Raw genomic sequence first — 20,729 nt, forward strand, 5'->3', positions numbered from 1 at the left:
GACCCCCCAGCGCCGGAAACCCCCTCGCCGACCGAGGAGCTCAGGCGCATCGCCCCGACACCGAACACTCAATCGACCGCTGATGTCGTCGGCACGGCCTGTCCGCAAGTGGTGGGCTCGGGCACTCAGTTCAGCGAAGACTGCACCAACTTATTACAGGCAGCCGGTTCGGGCGATGCGACTTTGCAGCGGGAGACCGCCACGGCGCTGGATGCCGTGACAGCCAATCAGGCGACCGTGCCGCTGTCCTCCTCCCGCTCCAGCCTCAGCACGCAGATGCAGAACCTTGGGTCGCGCCTATCGGCGCTGCGCAGCGGTGCCGTGGGCCTGTCCGTTGGCGGGCTGACGAGCGCGAGCTTGTCTGAGCAGCCCCTTGGCTACAGCGGCGGCGCCGCGAGCGCGGACGATGGCGGACCGGTGATTCTCGGCGATGAGCGCCTCGGTGTGTTCTTCAACGGCACCTACAATCGGGGCGACCGCGATCCCTCCGCAAACGAGGATGGCTTCGATTTTGACAGCTGGGGCTTTACGGCGGGCGTTGACTACCGCGTGATGGACGGCGCTGCGGTCGGGCTGGCACTCGGCTACAGCGAGAATGATACCGACATCGATAACAATGGCGGCCGCCTGGACACCGATACCTTCAGTACCAGCCTCTATGCGACCTATTTCCCCGACGAGCATCTCTATCTGGATGGGATGCTGACCTACAGCAGCAACGATTACGATCAGAAGCGCAACATCCACTACACCCTTGGTGGCACGCCAGTCCGGCAGACCGCGTCTGCAGACTACGACGGCTCGCAGTGGTCGGCGGCGGTCGGCGGCGGTTATCAGCTTTCCAACGGGCCTTGGAGCTATGGTCCGACGGCGCGCCTGGAGTACATCAGTGCGTCGGTCGATGGCTACACCGAGAAGATGTCGAATCCGTCAGCGCCCGGCGGCGGCTGGGCGACACGGCTGGACGATCTCGATCAGGAGTCGTTCACCTCGTCGCTGGGCTTTCAGGTGGGCCGGGCGATGAGCATGGAGTGGGGGGTCCTCTCGCCGCAGCTCAATCTGAACTGGGTGCATGAGTTCCGGGATGATGCGCTGTCGATCAATGGCAGCTTTGTCGCGGACCCGAATCGCAATCGCTTTGGCATCGAGGGCGATCGGCCCGATACTGACTATTTCAATGGCCAGCTCGCCCTCAGCGCGCAACTGCCCGGCGGAACGAGCGCCTATGTCTACTACAGCAAGATCTTCGGCTACCGGGATCTGGACGTGGACTCGGTCGGGGCCGGTGTCCGGCTCGCCTTCTGAGGGTGCGCCGGCGGCGAGTCCAAGGGCTCGTCGCCGCATGCGTCGTCGCCAGGCTCAGGCGCCTGGCGATAGACCGTAAAACAACCGCTGTGGTCGTCTCATTCGCCGGGGTGGCGGGCCACCATGAGACCGTTAGGGGGCGAGCATCGAGAGACGGCTTTCGGTGCTTTCCAGGGACCGTTTTTGCTCTCGGAGCGTGAGCTCGAGTTTGCCCATTTGGGCCGATTTCTTGTTGGTCCTCGGTCCGTCACTCCCCTCCCCGCGCGCTTCAGCCTCGCGAACCCGCTCTACGGCGCGGATCTGCTTTTCGATTTGCTCGGCCTCGCTCGCGGCTTCGCGGCGGAGACTGGTGGCCAAGCGCTCGAGCTCCTCGCGGTCGGCGGCAGCTGCCGCTGTCGAGGGTGCGGACGCAGCGGCAGGCGCCGCACTGGCCTGCGCATCTTCGAGCTGGGCGCGCAGCGAGGCGGCGACCTGGTTGCGGAGTGCCAGCTCGCGGCGGAACGCCGCGCGCTCGGCGTTGAGCTGGGATTCGAACATCAGGTTGTCATCAGCAATGCCGGTGGCCTTCCGATACCAGTTCAGCGCGGTCGCTTGGTCCTGATCCAAGCCGAGGCCACGCTCATAGAGCGACCCGAGGCTGGCCTGAGCAGGCCGATGACCGCTTTGGGCAGCCTTACGGTACCAGCTGGCCGCGGCCGCATAGTCCGGTTCCGGCAGACCCAGCCCTTTCTCGTAGATCTCTCCGACATAGGTCTGCGCAACCGGATCGCCGGCACGCGCTTCGGGGAGCAACGCTTGCAGTGCGCTGCGGTAGTCAGAGCGGTCGTAGAGGATGAATTCACCGCCGCGGATGCCGCAATCCGACTTGGTGGTCTTGATGTAGCGGCGCGGGGCCAGGTAGGTCATCTTGGTGCCGAGCTGGCGGACCTGGCTGGGAAGCAGGCAGTCGACAAGCATGAGGTCGTCGAGGCTGGCGTTGGCGCTGTTGCTCGCCATAGCCGGCAATGCGCTGGAGGGCGCCGGATTGGAGACGCAGCCGACGAGACCCGTCAATAAGAGTGAGCTGAGGGCAACCGGCAAGCCGATTGGGTGCTGTTTGGATCGCATGACTGTTCATCTCCGAAAAGGGTTCAATATGGCCCAGAGTATAATCCGAGAAACGGCAGTGGACCGCTTCCCCGTCGACGCAACCGTTTGAGTGAACTGGTGCCGGGCACTAGGATAATGAGGCGTTGTCACGGGGGAAATGTTGATTGTGCCTGGGGACGGCTGCTGAAGCGCGCGCCTGCGCTGGTCATTGGCCTGGTATTGGCCGGCTGCGCCGCGGTGCCGGATCGCTTCGAAGGTCGCTCGGAGGGTCGCTTCGAGGCGCGTGCGCAGGCGCTTGGGCTGGCGCCAGGCTGGATCGATGCCGGGGGCTACCGCCTGAGGCTTTTCCGCAACCGGACGATCAGCCCTGGCGTGCGGCTTTATCTCTATCTGGACGGTGATGGCCTGCCCTGGCTGACACGGACCAAGGTGGCTGCCGACCCTACCCCGCACAATCCGCTGGTGCTGGAGCTGCTCGCACAAGGGCCGGCGCCGGCGCTGTACCTGGGACGCCCCTGTTATCACGGCGAGCAGGACGCTGCGGGTTGCAGCCCTTGGCTTTGGACGGCCGGGCGCTATTCGGAGCCGGTGATTGCCGCGATGGCGGCTGCGCTTGAGAGGCTGATCGCAACGGAATCGATCGCGCAGGTCACGGTCATCGGCTATAGCGGCGGTGGGGTCATTGGCTGGCATCTGGCACAACGGGTCCCCGAGGTGGATCAGCTGGTCACGCTTGCCGCGAACCTGGACCTGCAGGCCTGGTCGCTGCGGCATCGCTACTCCCCGCTGATAGGCTCATTGGACCCGGCCACGGGAGCGCCGATGCGCTCTGGTGTGCAGCAGCTGCATCTGTTCGGGCGCCAGGATCGCAATACCCCGGCCGCATTGACCGCGGCAATGCAGGCGCGCTTTGGCCCGGCCTTTCGACGCCAGCTCGTGGAGGCCGGCCATGCGGAGGGCTGGCTCGAGCACTGGCCCGCGCTGTTGAATGCCCTCGACCCCTCTTGAATGCCTGCGACCCCTTCAGTCGCCCGGCGGCTCTTTGAGAACGCGGAAGCCCACAAAGCTGTAGCGGGACTCCGGATAGTTACGGTTGCGATGGGTCGAGCGCAGGACCTTCGGGCCACTGTTCCAGGCACCGCCGCGCAGACTGATGGGATCAGTCGATGACGCCGGTGCGCAGACGGCTTCGGCACCGGTGTATTCGGGGGCATAGGCGGAACAGGTCCATTCCGACAGGTTGCCGAGGATGTCGTGCAGCCCCCAGGGATTCGGGCGATAGGCGCCGATCGGCGCGGCCCATTCGTAGCCATCATCGCACGGGAAGCCACCGCTCCAATCGTGCCCGGTATCGGCGACATTGGCATAGTCGCAGGCGGTGGCATCGGCGGCATCGCCCCAGAAACGGGCGCTGCTCGTGCCGGCGCGCGCGGCATATTCCCATTCCGCTTCGGTGGGTAAACGATAACGTTGGCCGGTGCGTTCGCTGAGCCACTGGATATAGGCCAGGGCGTCGTTGCGACTGACGCAGCTGACGGGCTTGTCGCCGCGAGGCGCTTGGTATTTGTTGGGCTTGCGCCAAGTTGCCCAAGGGTGATAAGCCCAGGTCTCTCCCGAGCTCTCGAGGTCGAGCGTGTAGCAACCCTTGACCCCGCCGGTGCCGCGCTCGGCATCGGTGCGGTAGCCGGTTGCTGCAACGAAACGCTCGAAGGCCGCGGTTGAGGTTTCTCTGACCGCAAGCTCAAAGGGCTCGACGCAGATGCGGGCTGGCCCCTCGTCCGCCTCGCCGTCGATGCTGCCGATCTGGAAACATCCGGCGGCGATGGCGGCGGTTCTCGGGATCAGCAGAAGCTGCTGCGTCAGCGCGGCCCGCATGGCGACAAGCTCGGAGGCCGGGAGCTTGAGGGCTTCGAGTGCCGTGAGGGCGCGGGCCGCGGTTTCGCTGTCGCCCTGCTGCAGGCGCTGCTCGAAACGCTCCGTCAACCGGGTGCGGATGCTGTCCAGCCGGTTCTGTGCGCGCGCATTCGAGGCGTCGGCGGCGAGGAGTTGTTGATAGCAGCGCCCTGCGCGGCTCAGTGCCTCAACGTCGGTGCTGGCCTCGACGGGCTCGGCAACCATTGCCGCGCAGTCACGCAGCTGCTGCTCGCGCGCGGCCCGAGCCTGCCGTTCCTCGCTGATCAAGCCGCGCAGGGTTTGCAGGCTGCCATGCTCGGGCGCAAGGGCGAGCCCTTGCTCGGTGAGTGCAAGGGCCGCGTCGAGATTGTCGTCCCGGTAAAGGGCTGAGGCCTGGCGTAGCAGCTCTTGGACCTGCTCGGACTTGACCTGTTTTTGGGCGGCAATGAGCTCGCCCCTGAGGGCCGAGAGGCGCGAGCTCTCAGGATCGCGCTCGAGGGCCTGCTCGACCCTCTCGAGCCCCTGCTCGACCTCGCCGGCGGCAAGCAACGCGCGAATCTGCTCGACGGCTTGCTGGATGCGCGCCTGAGAGGCCACCTCGGCTTGAATGATCTCGCGGAAGGTGAACAGCCCGAGGTTGTCCGGTTGTAGCCCGAGCCCGCGGTCGGCCAGCTCCAGGGCTTCCTGCAGGCGGCGCTCGGCCAGCGCCTGCCGCGCTTGCTCGAAGAGCTCGTTGACGGTCGCCTGGCGCTGCGCCTCAAGCATCCGCTGCTCGGCGGCGCGGATCTCGGGATTCTCCGGGGCGAGCTCCAACGCCTCTTCGATCTTGGCCAGGGCGTCTTGATAACGCCCGTCGCGCGCAGCGGCCTCGGCGGCTTCGGCTAACGCGCGGGCCTCGCGCAACAACTGCTCCGTGACGGTGTCTTTGAGATCGCTGAGTTCGGCATGCCCTGGGGCCTTGGCGAGCCCCTCGTCGATGAGCGCGAGCGCGCGCAGCGGCAGATCATCCGCGAGCAGTCCCTTGGCCTGGTCGACGAGCTCAACAAGCGTCTTCTCCTTGGCCAGCGCGGCCTCGATGCGCCCTGCCAGCGCCTGGACGTCGGGGTCGTCTGGACGCAACTCGAGCGCGTCTTGGATGAGGCGCATCGCCTCGCTCAGGTTGCCCTGGGTCAATGCCTGCTCGGCCTGTTGCGTTAGCGTCTTGGCGCGTTCGGTCCTCTGCGCTTGGCGACGCTGCTCGAGCTGGTCGCGCAGCGCGATCAGGCGCGGCTGATCGGGCACCTGCTCGAGGCCAGCGGCAATCTGCTGCTCGGCTTCATCGAGCGCCCCGGCCTCGAGCGCGCGCTGGGCTTCGCGCTGGTGACGCCGGGCCTCGAGCTCGGCTTGGCTGCGCGTTTTCAGCGCCTGGAGCCTGGCATCGTCTGGGAATTGGGTGAGGGCCAACTGGAGCACCTGGAGGCTTTCGCGAAACTGGCCTTCAAGCAAGTGCTCGGAGGCGAGCCGCTCGTAGTTCTCTGCGGCCTCGGCGCGCGTGCCGCTCACTGGCGGGAGGTCCAGCGCAAGGGGCCTGTCGGCGTCTTGCGTGCCGAGGAGATACCAACCGGCCGCGGCAGCCAGCCCGAGCGCAACCGCGGCGATCGCCAGGATCGGCAGTGGCGAGCGGCGCCGTTCGGGGCGCTTGGCGGAGGGCTCATCCGCGCGAGAGCCGGCCGGCTGCGCGGGCTGTTTGCGGTTGTTGACCAGGCGGGTTGCATCATCACGCGAGCCGGTGTCGATGGCGCCGCCCGAGCCGATGTGATCCAGGGCAGTGATGAGCTCTTGCGCGCTGCCGAAACGCTCTTCTGGGCGCTTGGCGAGGAGCCTTTCGAGGATTGGCTGATAACGATGGAGCGATCCGTGAAGCACCGGAAGGGGGGCCGTGCAATGCTTCATCGCCAGGCTGATGACATCGTCGGCCTGGTAGGGCAGCTCTTTGGTGAGCATTTCGTAGAAGGCGACACCAAGGCTGTAGAGATCGGAGCGGGCGTCGACCGGCTTACTCTGGCTTTGCTCCGGGCTCATATAGCGCGGGCTGCCGATGATCATCCCGAAGTTGGTCACCTGGGTGGCGTCGCCACCGGCTCCCGCGGCGCGGGCAATCCCGAAGTCGGTCAGCACCGGTGTGCCGTCGGCACGGAACAGGACGTTCTGAGGCTTGATGTCGCGGTGGATGACGCCGTGATCATGCGCAATGGCTAGGGCTTCAGCGATGCCGCGCGTGATCTCGAGGGCACGTTCGACGGACATGCCCTTGAGGATGGCGTCAGAAAGCGTGCCGTTCGGCAGGTACTCCATCGAGAAGTAGTGATACCCCTCGACGATGTCGAAATCGTAGATGGTGACGATCTTCGGGTGCTGCAGCTGCGCGATGATCCGCCCTTCTTTGATGAATCGGGCGGTGAAATCATCGCTGCTGTTCGGCAGCGGCTGCATGACCTTGAGGGCGACCTTGCGCCCCAGACGGTCCTGCTTCGCGAGATAGACCGTGGCCATGCCGCCACGGCCGAGCTCGCGAATGATCGTGTAGCCGGGGATTTCCATTATCGAGCCACGACGGTTTCAGCACCTGGTGGGATTGCCCAGGCGATGGCGGCGTCCTTCATCGGTATGATTGGCTTGAATGGGATCGCGGTCGCTAGTCGACGCGCATCCAGCGTGGCGCCGTCGTCTCGTCGACGACGCGCCGCGCGTCGACGACGACGAGGGCGATGTTGTCGCCGCAGGCTCGGCTCAAGGCGAGCTGGAGCAGTTGCTCGCAGTTTTCACGGCAATCGCCGGTCGCCAAGATAGCGGCGATTTCATGCTCTTCGAGCTCTTTGGTGATGCCATCAGTGCAGAGCAGAAACTTGTCGCAATCGTAAAGATCGTAGACGACGGCATCAAGCTCCAGGGTACGCGTCTGCCCGACTGCGCGCAGGATTACGTTTGCCTCGGGATGGTGCATTGCCTCTTGGGCACTGATGACGCCTTGTTCGACCAATTGCTCAACCTGGCTATGATCACGCGTTAGACGGGTTAGACGCCCGCCCCGGAAGCCATAGATGCGGCTGTCACCGGCCCACAGGCAGATGCAGCGGCTGCCTTCGGCGACCATCAGCGCGATGGTGCTCGCGATGAGCGTATCGCCGCCGAGGGCTTGGGCACGATCCACCAGCTCCTGATTGACGGCGATGATGCGCTGACGCACGGCTTCCACCAGCGGCTCATGGGTTGGCGCAATGGCGATCTCGGCGATCGCGGATACCAGGGTTTGGCTCGCGGCCCCGCCCTGCTGATGACCGCCGACCCCATCGGCCACAGCCCAAACGCCCTGGCGCGGCCGATCAACGAAGGCGTCTTGATTGACCGCGCGGACTCGGCCGGGGTGTGTTGTACCTGCTGAGTGGAAGACGAAAGCGCTGGATTCTGTCATCGCTGGCCCCGATTGGTCACGCAAGCAGCTGCGCTATGGCTGGATCGCTGGGCCGTCATCGGCGAGCAGGCGCCAGAAGTCGCTCTCGGCCGGGAGCCCTTGATAGAGGCGGGCCCCTGCGGCGACCCGATCTGAGCCGGCGCTCCACCAGAGCGACACCTGCGCGCCGAGCTGGCGCCGGGCGAGCAGGGCCGCCATCGTGCGCGCGATCAGGTCGCTATCCGGCCGCGCCGAGGTCTGGATGGCGAGGTGCGGGGGCGGCTCTTCGGCAGCGCTCGTCTCCGGTGCCGGGCTTGCCGATAGACTGGCCGGAACGGCGAGACGCTCGAGTAGGCTGTCGGCGTCGATGCCCTCGCCTTCCAGGGTCTCGAGCAGCGTCTGCTCGACTTCCTGCAGCCAGGGTTCAGCCGCTCGCGCGGCGCTGAAGACACTGGCGCCAGGCGGGGCCTCGGCGACCACCGTCAACGGAAAGTACCGGCCTACGCGGTCCACGCTCGGCATCATGGCGCCAACCCAGGCGCGGTCGCCAGCCACCCCCGCCGCGAGTGCGAAGCGCCAGATGGGGGCGCTTAGGTACGCGCTGAGCCAGGTCTCACCCAGCTGCTCACGACTGACCACCAAGCCCCGCTGCAGCCATGGGTCCCAGTGCTCGTACAGATCCCTCGGGAATCCGCGGCGGATAAAATCGCCGGCGGTGATGAGCTTGCCATAAAAGCCGTAACCTGGGGACGCGGGGTCCATTACAGCTGCTCCGGACATTGAAACCGGGTGGTTGCCGCCAGTCCAAACGGGTTCAGCGAGCTGAATGCCTGGATATCGAATGTTTGTCGGAATCCGTTGACATTGAAGGCTGTGCGAAACCTTCGGACGTTGGCGCCAAGCCGGCCCGGACTGACCAGGCGGAAGAACGCCCATTGGCCGCTGCGGCGCTGCTCGAACTGCTGGCCTTCGAAGTCCACCACTGTCAGAGTAACCTGATTGGAGATGGTCGCACCGGGCCACACACCATCAATCGGTGCCGGCTTGAGCGGGTCAAAGGTAAATGTCTGCCCCCCGAAGCGGAGACTGAACGACTCGATCAGGGGATCGAGATGACGCGGTATCAGCGAAAACCGGACGGTCGGCAGCTTCCCGCCTTCGGGAAAGAAGGCCTGCCGGATCACACTGGCTCGCTGGAACTCGGCAAGTGAGGCATCCGATACGCCAAAGTTTTTTTTTGCGGTTTGGCGCCAGCGCCAGGTCTCGGCGTTGGTGTCGACGAAGGCGGCGAGGTTCTCGGAGAAGAAGCGGTCCAGAATGCCGTCTTCGGCGAACAGCTTGCCGAAATCATAGACGCTGATCTCACGCGATGCGCGGCGGTTGAATGGATAGCGATTAGTGACAAGCTCGTTGCAGACGGGGGCCACTGAAGAGCGGTAGATCTGGTTGATGCGCTGTCCGGCATCGCCCAACGCAACTGCTTGCGCGCCCGAGACCACTTGCCTGATCCAGCGGCGAGCCGGATCGGGCAGGCGTGCCGCATCGGTTCGGAGCTCATGGAAGATGTCCCGCTGCCCGCCGAGGCCGAGCGCGCTGAACGGGTTTTCGGAGATGCCACTTTCCGGCTCGATTGAGGAAAGCTGGCTGTAGAGATCGGTCAGGCGGCGTTGGAGATCCGCTAACGTGATCACCGCGGAGCCTTTACCAGAGACCAGCTCGGTCAGCTGAGCGAAATGATGCTCGACCCGCTTGGGCGGGAAGTCAGCGGTATCGCTCAAGCCGCCTCGCGTGGCCTCGCCGACGAGGCGCGAGAGGTAGTAGTTTTGTCGGCGCAGGGTCTCGAGCGCGAGCTCGGCCGCCGGCTCCGAGCCCTTTGGGAGCCGTGTCAGCTCGGTATTGGCATGGAGCGTATCCAGCACCTTTTTCAGCGGTGAATCGGGCCGAATCAGGCGTCCGGTCACCGCAACCGCCTGCTTCAAGTCCGGAAATGCGCGGATATTGAGCTGACCGAGGAGGTTGTCCCAGCGGCGAATGTATTCATCGATATAGAGGTCGAGGACCGACTCCTCGAGCTCCTCGAGCTGGCCGGCGATGATCGGGGACTCATCGGCCCCGTAGACCCAGGATTCGTCCTTGAGCCGCCGGATGATGAGCAAACTTTGCGGCTGGAAGAGCTGATAGAAACCTCGATAGGTGAACAATGCCGGGATCTGCAAGACGGCAGGATCGGCACTCCCCACGCTGAAGACCGCATCGGCGTTGCGCCCGGCAATCTCCTGAAGGCCGAGCGGACTCGCGTCTCGTATCGAAGGCGCAAACTTCAGGCGCCCGTAGACGAGTTCTGCAAGCGGCTGCTGCGCGAGCCTCTCCCTGACCTGCTTGACGAGCTTGCGGTTCGGGTCGATCGGGTTGACGCCCTGCTCGAGCAGGACATCGAGATGGGCATTCAGCCTCGCCCTGAGTCGTGACTCGTTCGGGTAGCGCGTTTCCCAGTCAGCCGCCGCCCAAGCCTTGAGCAAGGATTCATCCAGGCGCTGAGGCGTCACCAGCATCAGGTAGAGCTTGAGCAGCTCGAAGCTCAATGAGGGATCATCGAGGGAGCTTGCGAGCGCTGCTTCGAGCTGCGAGGCGAGGCCCGGCACGAGCAGCGCGTTCAACGCCCGAGCATAGGCATCGCGTGTTGCCGCGGCCACGCCCGCGCCCTGGTAGAGACCGAGGCGCATCGTGAACGGCGGCCTGTCGGTGGTCTCCTCGACGTGCTCCAACAGCGCCCGGATCGCATTCAGGCGCGGGACGATTTGGTCATAAGCCATCGCCGATTCCGGGGGCTCGGCGTTGAGCGCCTGGAATTGCTCCAGGCGTGCCTCGAGGTCGGCGGTAAAGGCCTTGTTGGCCGCGAAGCTCATGGCCCAGAGTGAGCCGGCCGCCACCGTGATCAGCACGACCGCGGCATAGGCACCGCGCTGCAGCCAGGCGCGGAGACGCTCGGCTCGGCGATCGGAGCCGGCGAGCTGGCTCTCGCGGAAGATCACTTTGCGCAGGAGGTCGGTGATGAAGTAGCTTCTGCCTTGACCGGCGCCGCCGGCGCTGCGCTCGAGCCCGATCGCCGCCGCCATCGAGCCCATGATGCGGTCGATGGGCGTGCCCTCCTGGGTGCCGCTCGAGAGGTAGACGCCGCGCAGCATGACCGGACGCTCGAAGCGCGATCCGTGGAACACATCGGTGATGAAACGCTGCAGCGGCTGCTTGAGCGCGGCCACCTGCTGGGGAAAGGCGAGGATCAGCGCGCGACGCTGGTGGTCGCGCTCGGAGATCAGGCGGAGGTTCAGGCGGTCATTCAGTCGCTGGATGAGCAGATCGAGCTCGGCGCCGAAACGCTCCGCATACTCTGCCGGCTGCAGCTCCACGGGGAAGGTCGTCCCCCAGACCTGACGGCGCTCTTCGCGGCCGAGGTCGTCGAAGAACTGGGTGAACCCGGCGATCAGGTCCGCCTTGGTCAGCAGCAGGTAGATCGGGATGGAGACGCCGGTGCGCTCGGAGACCTCCTGCAGCCGTTTGCGGATGGCGCGGCAATGCGCGGCCATGGCGGCGTCATCGAGGGTGATCAGGTCCGGGACGCTGAAGGAGATGATGGCGCCATTGATCGGCCGGCGACGGCGGTAGCGCTTGAGCAGCTCGAGGAAGCGCAGCCAGGCGGCGCGGTCGGTCTCGGGCTCACTGTCCTGAGTGGTGTAGCGGCCGGCGGTGTCGATCAAGACCGCTTCATTGGAGATCCACCAGTCGCAGTTGCGGGTGCCACCGATCCCGCCGATGGTCTGCTGGCCCAGCTCGGCCGCGAGCGGAAAGTCGATGCCGGCGTTGGCCAGCGCGGTGGTCTTGCCGCAGCCGGGCGGCCCGATGATGATGTACCAAGGGAGCTCGTAGAGATTCGCGACTTTGCCCGAACCCTTCTGCTTAGGCTGGCGCAGGAGCTTGATCGCCTCCTCGAAGCGCTCCTTGAGAATCTGCTCCTCCTCGGCCCGGGCCTGCTCGGCGTGCGATGACGCGGCTCGCTGATTGTCCGCAGGCTCGCCGCCCATCTCGTTGAGCAATTTGCGTTCTGCGCGGCGCGTGCGCAGCTGGCGCAGCAGCAGCAGGCCGAGCACCAGGACCAGCAGCACGAGGATGGCGACGAGGCGCGCGCTGACCGATGCAAGGAAACGGAATTCGCCGAAAGCGAGGAATGGGCCCAGCAGCCAGATGACCAGCGCGAGGGCGATAAAGCCGATCGCCGCCAGCACCCAGGGATTGGACAGCATGCGAAAGAAGCGGCTCACGGCCTTTCTCCAACTGCTGTTGGCAGCGGCGGATACCGCAGCGGGCGACTGCTGTGACGCGCCCGGGTGGTGCTCATGCGGGGTCTATAGCTGCTCTTGCTCATACACGTAGATCTCGACCCGTCGATTGCGTGCGCGGTTCGCTTTGGTGTCGTTCGGGGCGACCGGCTCGGTGTCGGCCCGGCCTTCGGGGGTCATCCGGCTGGGGTCGCTGAGGTGGCGGGCAAGCTGTTCCATCACGTTCACCGCGCGTTGGCGCGACAGCTCCCAGTTGGAGGGGAACTGGGCGGTGTTGATGGGCAGGTTGTCGCTGTGGCCGACGATCAGGATGCGGCCGGAGACGGCATCGATCGCTTTCGCGATGCGCTCCAGGATCGGGACGTAGCGGGGCTCGACGGTTGCGCTCGCAGAGGGGAACAGGGTGTCCGAGTTGATGCGGATCATCGACTGCATGCCATCCTGCTCGACACTGAGCAGGTCCGAGTCGATCTCGGGTTTGAGCTGCTCGGCGAGGCGCAGCTTGGGCTGCGGGGGCTCTACCACCACCGGCTCCGGGTCTGGGCTCTGGTCCGGGATCAGGCTCTGAACGATGCTGATGCGCTCCTGGCCGATCCCGGCGAGTCGCTCGAAGACGGGATAGGCGGCGCCGCTGATCGCGAATCGGAACGACAGATAGAGACTGACCAGCAGGGCACCGGCGATCGCCGCAAGGACCCAGAGCGGCAGATAGCTGGAGACGTCGCGCCCGCTGGTCTCGACCCCGCGCCAGTGGGGTGAGAGGTCGCGGTCGATCTCGCCGCGCTGTGCGCGGATGACCTGATAGAGATCGTCGATCACCTCGTCGAGCCGCGCACGGCCGCGCTCCAGGACGTGGTACTTGCCCTCGAAGCCGAGCATCAGGCAGACGAACTGCAGCTCGAGCAATGCCAGGTTCCGTCCCGGCTGCTGCTTGGCCCGGTCGAGGATGACGAAGAAACGGTCGCCGCCCCAGGTCTCGTTGAAGAAGGTACTCAGCAGGCTGTCTTCCTGCCACCTGCTCTGGCTGCCCCAGGGCGTGTTGAGGACGGTCTCGTCGATAAAGGTGCAGAGGGCGTAGCGGGCGTCGGAGAGCCGCTCGCCGTCCTCGCCGAGCGCGCGCGCACGGTGGTCGAATGCGGTCAGCTCCGAGACGAACTCGCTGCGCAGTCCGTAGATGTCGTCCTGCGTCGCGGTGTTGCGAATCGCCGCAGCGCGGAACAGCAGCGGCGAGGCGGCGGCGATCAGGGGGTTGATCTGCGCCGAGGCGCCGGCGCCCGGCCCGACAGCGGCGGGGGCGTGGTGCGGCGCGGCGATGGTGCGGCGATGCTCGAAGCCGGGCGCCGGCGCGGAACCGGCATCGGGCCGGAAGCCCGGACGCGGGCGCACGACGGTCTTCGAGGGGTCGTCGGGGCTGCCGCCGTGCCAGGGATCATGATTGGACATGAGGCGCTACCTACTCTCTGATGGCCCAGAACTCCATGTCGATCGACGGAAACTCGCCGCTGACATGGATGGCAAAGCCTCCGGAGTTGTGGAGCTGCTTCCAGAACTCACTGCTGCGGTCGAGCTCGAAGTAGACCGCGCCGCTGCGGAAGGGAAGCTGACGCGGTGCAACGGGCAGCGGATTGAGCAAGATGCCGGGCAGGGCGAGATTGACGAGGTCTCGAATCTTCTCGACCGGCCCAATCTTAACCTGCGCCGGGAAGATACGGCGGATCTCTTCGACCGACATGTCGGCCTTCACGATCAGGCAGAAGGTGGCCTCGGTGAGGAGGCGGCGATCGAAGACCGCCGCGACCCGCACACCGAATTTGCGCAGTTGCAGCGGGATCGGGATCGCGTTGCGGTCGAGCACCATGCTGAGTGCCTGGCGCAGCTCGCGCATGACCGGCTCGAAGGCCGCCTGCAGGTTGTCGTGCTGGTACTCCGGAAACGCGATCGGACGCTTTTCCTGGCGCGTGAAGGTGGCGAGCTCACCGGCGATCCCGATCAACTCCCGATACAGGGTGACCGGATGCAGCGGGTCGAGCGAGCGGTAATGGCTCAGCACGGGCAGGTAACGGTTGACGACCGTTAGCAGCATGAAGTCCGTGATCTCGGCGTTGCCGCCGCGCGAGGCCTCGGCGACCCGTCCCGCCAGGGCCTCGCAGCGATGGCGGAGCAGACGCTCGAGCTCATCGATGAAACCTTGCAGACGGGCTGCCGCCGCGCAGCCGGTTACGGTCGGGATGAAGTCTTCATCGAGGATGACCTGCCGGTTATTGCGGCGCTCGATGATGCGGGCGAAGGCGATGCATGCGTAATCGCCGCGCTCGTCGTCGCTCGTGAGCAGGCGCAGATTGAGCCCTGAGATGCGCACGACGGCGGGCTGGCTGTCCGCGGCCGTGATGTCGCGCAGCTCCAGCTCTTGGGCCAGCTGGCGCGTTGGCGTCAGGGTGCCTTCATGGGCGAGCTCGGTGACGTTTTCCTTGCGCACCGGCAGGCTGAGGTAGAGGAGCTGATTGGTCGCGCTCTCTGGAATCTCGAGCGCCGGTGGCGGTGGGTCGTGGGCGGGGATGTCGAAGGGGGTTCCATCGGGCAAGATGCCCTTTGCCGAGGCGATGGCGACTTTGCCGTCGCTGAGCTGGTCGATATCGATCCGAAACCGCTCCAGGCCCCATCCGAAGGGGACAAGGGCGCTCGAACGGCCTTCGACGAAGCGCTCGGTGTAGCGCTGCTGCTGCTGGAAATGCTGCGGACGCAGAAACATCCCTTCCGACCAGACGACGCGGCTGTACCAGGACATGCCCCTCCTCCTCTTAGCCGTGCGCGGCGGGCTGGCGCGATGAGCCAGACGCGGCGCGCCAGTTGTCAGTCGTCATGATCACCCGATAACAGGCGCTGAATCTGGGCCTCATAGGCACGGACGAAATCTTCACCGAAGATGCCTCGAAAATCGTCCCCGGCATTGGCCTTGAAGTCTGCATGGTAGTCACGGTAGAAGTCCCAGTACTTGTCAGCAAACAATCCACCTCGCTTCTTTCCGGCGGCGGCCTGCGCCGCCTCGACCGTTTCTGGATCGAATTTGCTGAGCAGGCAATCGAAGGCCGCCCGCATGCCGGCGACGACAGCGAGCTGGTGCTGCTTGACGTCAGTGAGCGCCTCACCGAAGGAGGCCTCGGGCGCCATGAAGCCAGGCCGTTTGTCAAGAAAGAGCTGCGCGAGGGCCTGATCGGCATTCACGCAAAATTTCAGTGGATTGTTCTCGGCACTCTGCACGATTGTTTGCGATAGACGGAACTCGCTCTTGAGCGTGGAACGGGTCTTGAGGACCTCCATGAGCCCATCGGTCAGCATGCGCAACAGACGTCCTGTCTGGCGGAACAGGGCTTCGGTCTCGGCGGCGCTCAGGTCTGGCGCCGAGAGCCCCATGCCGCTGAAATAGGCCTCGGCCAGCGCTGTCGCGGACAGGCTCGCTGGCTGCTCCGAAGGGGGTGCCGACTGCTGCGGTGGCGGTGCCGGTTGGGCAGGCGGCGAGGCTGGCTGGGACGCCAGTTCAGGGTCCGATTCAGAAGCCGAATTAGGGGCCGAATCAGGCGCCGGCTCGGAAACGGGCGCGGGCGCGGGTCCGGAAGACGACGGTGCCGCGGGCCAGGGTGGCGCTTGGGTTGGCGCGGCTTGCGCCGGCGGTGGCTCCGGCCGTGCTGGAGGTGCCGGAGGTGGCTCCGGCGCAGCCGGCTCGGCCGCTGGCTGGAGCGCTGCCTGGACCGCTGGCTGCGACGGCGGCTGGACCCGGGCGGGATCAGAGAACGGCTCAAGCGGCTCGGGGATATCCGGCTGAGCGGGCGGCGTGCCGGGAACGCCGGGCGGCGGCGTCGCCGAAGGCGCATCGGTCGGCTCATCGTCGATCTTCCACCAGTCATCGGGGAGGATCTCGTCCGGTGCAGCGCTTTCACCCTCTTCGGGTATCCGCTCGGGTGTTGCGCTGGGGGGCCGAAAGTGGGCCGCGTCCGGCGCGAGGTGGTCCGGTTGCACCCCTGCCCAGCCGTCGCCTGACGGCGCTTGCGTTGTCGAGCAGGGATAGCGTTGGGCGGCCCAGGGATCGGGGTCGTCAGGCGCGCTCGCTGATCGCTGGCCAGGCGCCCGGTCGCCATCGCTTGGGGTCGCCGCTGGCCCCTGCGACGGTGGCGCATACGGCTTCCCGATGAAGGCCGGCGGGGATTGCGGCGCCAGAGCGGAGGTCGGCTGGGACGAGGAGTCGCTGCTCGACCATGCCTCGGCCGCGCTCGCACCCGCATCGTCCTCGAGCTCGACGCGGATCTCGTAGTCGCCAATCGCGATCAGATCGCCATGCTGGAGCTCGGTCAGCTGCCCCTGGGGAAGCGGCGTCGCCTGGCCATTGAGAAAGGTCCCATTCGAGCTGGTGTCCTCCAGATAATAACCCCCTTGCTCGTAAAGGATGCGGGCATGGTGCCCGGAGACGATCCGCTCCGGATCAGGCAGCACCCAATCATTGTCGCGCGCACGCCCGATGGTCCCGCCCCGGAGACGAAATCGTGCCTGCGCATCTGGCCCGAGGCTTGGGCCCTGGACACTGGAAACACTCAACTTCAATTGCATCGCAATGCGCGCTGGCTCGCAGGATACTTGAGTCTGCTACAAACGGTGTTTGGCGACGCCCGAAACTCGCACGCCACCGCTCCTCTTAACCGGCGGTCGAGTATAGAAGGAAAAGGGGCCGCTCTGCATCCGCACTCGCGTCGCGACAACTGTGTTTGTATGATTGCTTGCGCTTTTAGGAGACTTCGATAAGATTTAGGTGATCCATCTAGTCGCCCACGGACGGGGACCCGTTCGCGGCGCGCTACGGTCAACATTACCCGGGAAGCTCATGGCCGACCTTAACTACTCAGAGCTTCTAGCCCCGATTTCAGCCGCTGCGCCGGCTGGCGAGGATCTCGAGTACGATCCTCAGTTCGTTGCGCTCGAGGACGCGATGCGTAGCGAGCCGGAACAGCAATTCGGCGAGACCATCGTGGCCGGGACCGAGGCCGACTGGCAGGCGGCGATGAAGCTCGCCCTCGAGCTGCTGCAGCGGTCGAAGGATCTGCGCGTACTGGTCTATTTGACGCAGGCCCTGACCCACGAGCAGGGGCTCGAAGGGCTACAGCAGGGACTCGCGCTCCTGCGCGGCGCATTGGATGACTTCTGGGACAGCCTCCATCCGCAGCTCGACCCGGACGACGATTACGACCCGACTGCGCGGGTCAACATCATTGCCTCGCTCTGTGATGAATCCCGGATGATTCGGGCCGTCGAGACCGCGCCGATGCTGCAGGTTCCCGGCATCGGCGGCATCGCGCTGCGCGATCTGCGTATCGCGCGCGGCGATCTTGCGCCGACGGAGGACGATGAGGACGCTCTCAAGCTGGACTCGATCGAGGCGGCCGCAGGCGATACCGACCCCGACCGATTGCGCTCAATGTCGACGTTGGTCGATACCGCGCTGCAGGATACCAAGGCGATCGAGCAGGCCCTAACGGAGAAGGTCGGGGTTGCCCACGCCGTTGGCCTCTCGGCCTTGACCGAGACACTGACTGAGATCGCACAGTTTCTTGGTGCCCAGCTAAACGAGGGCGATAGCGACGGTGATACCGGCCGCGATACGGGCGACAATGCCCTCGCCGATGCGGCGTCCGAGGGCACATCCGCTCAGCGGGGTGCTCCAGCGAAAAGACTCAGCGGCGACATTACTTCTCCGGCCGACGTGACCGCTGCGCTTGACAAGATCATCCGGTATTACCAGCGCAGCGAGCCGTCGAGCCCGGTACCGCTTCTGCTGCAACGCGCCAAGCGTCTCGTTTCACAAGACTTTATGGAGATTCTGAGCGATATTGCACCTGATGCGCTGGCTCAGGCGGAAACGGTGACGGGAGCCAAACCCCCCGATCCGAACGATGGGCGGTATTGACAGACTGCCCGTTGCTTAAACATCGAGTAGGTAGCTGACTATGGCGAAAGCAAGCAGCCAAAAGTTTATCGCGAGAAACCGTGCCCCCCGTGTACAGATCGAATATGACGTCGAGATCTACGGTTCGGAGAAAAAGGTTCAGCTCCCGTTCGTGATGGGCGTGATGTCGGATTTGTCCGGCAATCCGGCCGAGCCTCTCCCCCCGGTGGCTGACCGCAAGTTCCTCGAGATCGACGTTGACAATTTTGATGACCGACTCAAGGCGATGAAGCCAAGAGCGGCTTTCACAGTCCCAAACGTGCTCTCCGGTGAAGGCAACCTCTCGGTCGATATTACGTTTGAGGATATGGACGATTTCTCTCCGGCCGCCGTCGCCAACAAGGTCGACGCCCTGCGCACCCTGCTCGATGCCCGCACGCAGCTCAGTAACCTGCTGACGTACATGGACGGTAAGACCGGGGCGGAGGCGCGCATCGGCGAGCTCCTGTCCGACCCGGCGCTGCTGCGTGCGCTCGCTTCGGCACCGAAGCCGAAGGACTCGGAGGCCGAGGAACAAGCAGCGAGCGAATAGCATCCCCTGTTCCTTGAGCACTGATACCCGCTAGCTGAACCGGAGCCCCGACAATGGCAGAAGCCGAAAGCCAAGCGCAACCTGAAGCCGCCACGGAGACTGCTGACCTCTCCGAATTCGAATCCCTATTGGCACGCGACTTCAAACCGAGAACGGACGAAGCGCGCGAAGCGGTCGGCGAGGCGGTCAAGACTCTGGCCGAACAGGCACTCGAAAACACCAATCTGATCTCGGATGATGTGCTTGATTCGATCGAGCGCCTGATCGCGGCAATCGACGCGAAGCTTAGCGAGCAGCTGAATCTGATCATGCACCATGAGGATTTTCAGCAGCTCGAGAGCGCCTGGCGCGGGCTGCAATATCTGGTGTCGAACACCGAAACGGATGAGATGCTCAAGATCCGCGTCATGAACATCTCGAAGAAGGACCTGCACAAGACGCTCAAGAAGTACAAGGGCACGGCCTGGGATCAGAGCCCTGTCTTCAAGCAGATTTATGAGCAAGAGTACGGCCAGTTCGGCGGTGAGCCCTACGGCTGCTTGGTCGGCGATTACTATTTTGACCATTCGCCTCAGGACATTGATCTGCTGCGCGGTATCTCGCAGATCAGCGCCGCCGCGCATTCTCCCTTCATCGCCGGTGCATCGCCGAACGTGATGCAGATGGAGAGCTGGCAAGAGCTCAGCAATCCCCGCGATCTCACCAAGATCTTCACCACTGCGGAGTATGCGTCCTGGCGCTCACTGCGCGAATCAGAAGACGCCCGCTATATCGGCCTAGCGATGCCCCGCTTCCTCGCCCGGCTGCCCTATGGAAACAGCACTGATCCGGTCGAGGAATTCGATTTCGAAGAGGATACCGCGAGCGCGGATAGCAGCAAGTATGTCTGGGCCAACTCCGCCTATGCGATGGCGGTGAACATCAATCGTTCGTTCAAGAACTACGGCTGGTGCAGCCGGATTCGCGGGATTGAGTCCGGCGGTGCCGTCGAAGAGCTGCCCACGCATACCTTCCCGACCGACGACGGCGGAGTGGATATGAAATGCCCGACCGAGATCGCGATCAGCGATCGGCGTGAGGGCGAGCTCGCGAAGAACGGGTTCATGCCGCTGGTCCATAAGAAGAACGCTGATTTCGCGGCCTTTATCGGCGCCCAATCGCTACAAAAGCCGATCGAGTACGAAGATCCGGATGCCACGGCGAATGCGAACCTTGCCGCACGGCTACCCTATCTGTTCGCGACCTGCCGCTTCGCGCATTATCTCAAGTGCATCGTCCGGGATAAGATCGGCTCGTTCAAAGAGCGCGACGACATGCAGCGATGGCTCAGCGATTGGATCGTCCAATATGTCGATGGCGATCCCGAGCACTCGACCGAGGAGACGAAGTCGAGAAAACCGCTCGCGGATGCACAGGTCGAGGTGGAAGAGGTGGAAGGGAATCCTGGCTACTACACCTCAAAGTTTTTCTTGCGGCCTCATTATCAGCTCGAGGGCCTGACGGTTTCGCTCCGGCTGGTGTCGAAGCTGCCTTCTGTCAAGGCGGCATAGAGGCCTGGTTTCCGGGCGTGGCGTGAGTTGTTCCGGCCGTCGGGCTCGGTGTGGGTTGCGGCCCCTTTGGGGTTCGCAGATAGACGGCGTTTGACTAATTTGTTGAGGACATTCTCATGGCGGTTGATTGCTTCTTAAAGCTAGGCGATATCAAGGGCGAATCCAAGGATCATCAGTATGCCGATTGGATCGAGGTTCTCTCCTGGAGCTGGGGGATGTCTCAGCTCGGCACCATGCATTCCGGCACCGGCGGTGGTACCGGAAAAGTCAACGTGCAGGACTTTAGCGTGACCAAATTCGTCGACAAGTCGACCCCCAACATCATACAAAAGTGCTGCACGGGCAAGCACTACCCAGAGGCAACCTTCATCGCGCGAAAGGCCGGCGATAAGCCGGTTGATTACGTGAAGCTCACGATGAAGGAAGTCATCGTTACCTCAGCTGGCACCGGTGGCGGCACGGGCGAGGACCGGGTCACGGAGAGCGTCACCCTCAACTTCGCACACTTCAAGTACGAGTACACACCGCAGAGCGCGACCGGCGCTAAGGAGCCAGCAATCACGCAGACCTTCGATATTCGGGCGAACACCGAATAGTCTCAGCCACC

General features: G+C 64.5%; 14 protein-coding genes. 6 read left to right on the forward strand and 8 right to left on the reverse strand.

Going from position 1 to position 20,729, the window contains the following annotated elements; translation table 11 throughout:
• Window positions 1–1,305 (forward strand): autotransporter outer membrane beta-barrel domain-containing protein (locus CKO40_RS13560; protein ID WP_200346764.1); only part of this gene is annotated, 1,305 nt, incomplete at its 5' end.
• A gap of 132 nt (window positions 1,306–1,437) precedes the next feature.
• Here the strand turns inward: CKO40_RS13560 and CKO40_RS13565 are convergent.
• Entirely contained in the window at window positions 1,438–2,412 is a 975-nt protein-coding gene (locus CKO40_RS13565; RefSeq protein WP_200346765.1) for a tetratricopeptide repeat protein, read from the reverse strand.
• Window positions 2,413–2,613: 201 nt separating this feature from the next.
• On the opposite strand from CKO40_RS13565, the gene CKO40_RS13570 reads away from it, so the two are divergent.
• Window positions 2,614–3,402 (forward strand): alpha/beta fold hydrolase, encoded by a 789-nt coding sequence (locus tag CKO40_RS13570; RefSeq protein ID WP_207173642.1) that lies wholly within the window; start codon window positions 2,614–2,616, stop codon window positions 3,400–3,402.
• Window positions 3,403–3,417: 15 nt separating this feature from the next.
• On the opposite strand, the gene CKO40_RS13575 is transcribed toward CKO40_RS13570, so the two are convergent.
• From CKO40_RS13575 to tagH, 7 genes are all read right to left on the reverse strand, one after another.
• Window positions 3,418–6,867: an SUMF1/EgtB/PvdO family nonheme iron enzyme gene (locus CKO40_RS13575; RefSeq protein WP_200346767.1), complete on the reverse strand. Its 3,450-nt coding sequence runs from the start codon at window positions 6,865–6,867 to the stop codon at window positions 3,418–3,420.
• 94 nt (window positions 6,868–6,961) lie between these two features.
• Window positions 6,962–7,738: a PP2C family protein-serine/threonine phosphatase gene (locus CKO40_RS13580; RefSeq protein ID WP_200346768.1), complete on the reverse strand. Its 777-nt coding sequence runs from the start codon at window positions 7,736–7,738 to the stop codon at window positions 6,962–6,964.
• Between the two features lie 33 nt (window positions 7,739–7,771).
• The gene (gene tagF / locus CKO40_RS13585) at window positions 7,772–8,479 is read right to left on the reverse strand and encodes a type VI secretion system-associated protein TagF (protein WP_200346769.1); all 708 of its coding nucleotides are present in this window, start codon (window positions 8,477–8,479) and stop codon (window positions 7,772–7,774) included.
• Window positions 8,479–12,033, reverse strand: coding sequence for a type VI secretion system membrane subunit TssM (gene tssM / locus CKO40_RS13590; RefSeq protein ID WP_200346770.1), 3,555 nt, complete (start codon window positions 12,031–12,033; stop codon window positions 8,479–8,481). The genes tagF and tssM overlap by 1 nt, the downstream gene beginning before the upstream one ends.
• 84 nt (window positions 12,034–12,117) lie before the next feature.
• The gene (icmH, locus tag CKO40_RS13595; RefSeq protein WP_200346771.1) at window positions 12,118–13,494 is read right to left on the reverse strand and encodes a type IVB secretion system protein IcmH/DotU; all 1,377 of its coding nucleotides are present in this window, start codon (window positions 13,492–13,494) and stop codon (window positions 12,118–12,120) included.
• Window positions 13,495–13,504: 10 nt separating this feature from the next.
• Complete coding sequence (tssK, locus tag CKO40_RS13600; RefSeq protein ID WP_200346772.1) at window positions 13,505–14,836, reverse strand: type VI secretion system baseplate subunit TssK; 1,332 nt, start codon at window positions 14,834–14,836, stop codon at window positions 13,505–13,507.
• 65 nt (window positions 14,837–14,901) lie between these two features.
• The gene (gene tagH / locus CKO40_RS13605; RefSeq protein ID WP_200346773.1) at window positions 14,902–16,650 is read right to left on the reverse strand and encodes a type VI secretion system-associated FHA domain protein TagH; all 1,749 of its coding nucleotides are present in this window, start codon (window positions 16,648–16,650) and stop codon (window positions 14,902–14,904) included.
• Window positions 16,651–16,921: 271 nt separating this feature from the next.
• Between tagH and tssA the strand changes: the two genes are divergently transcribed.
• From tssA to CKO40_RS13625, 4 genes are all read left to right on the forward strand, one after another.
• Window positions 16,922–18,001: a type VI secretion system protein TssA gene (gene tssA, locus CKO40_RS13610; RefSeq protein WP_200346774.1), complete on the forward strand. Its 1,080-nt coding sequence runs from the start codon at window positions 16,922–16,924 to the stop codon at window positions 17,999–18,001.
• Between the two features lie 40 nt (window positions 18,002–18,041).
• On the forward strand, window positions 18,042–18,572 hold the full coding sequence (tssB, locus tag CKO40_RS13615; protein WP_200346775.1) for a type VI secretion system contractile sheath small subunit: 531 nt from the start codon (window positions 18,042–18,044) through the stop codon (window positions 18,570–18,572).
• A 53-nt stretch (window positions 18,573–18,625) separates the two neighbouring features.
• Window positions 18,626–20,122: a type VI secretion system contractile sheath large subunit gene (tssC, locus tag CKO40_RS13620; protein ID WP_200346776.1), complete on the forward strand. Its 1,497-nt coding sequence runs from the start codon at window positions 18,626–18,628 to the stop codon at window positions 20,120–20,122.
• Between the two features lie 116 nt (window positions 20,123–20,238).
• Window positions 20,239–20,718 (forward strand): Hcp family type VI secretion system effector, encoded by a 480-nt coding sequence (locus CKO40_RS13625; RefSeq protein ID WP_200346777.1) that lies wholly within the window; start codon window positions 20,239–20,241, stop codon window positions 20,716–20,718.
• Window positions 20,719–20,729 lie beyond the last annotated feature (11 nt).

The sequence above is a fragment of the Halochromatium glycolicum genome, from assembly GCF_016584085.1.
Lineage (GTDB): Bacteria > Pseudomonadota > Gammaproteobacteria > Chromatiales > Chromatiaceae > Lamprobacter > Lamprobacter glycolicus.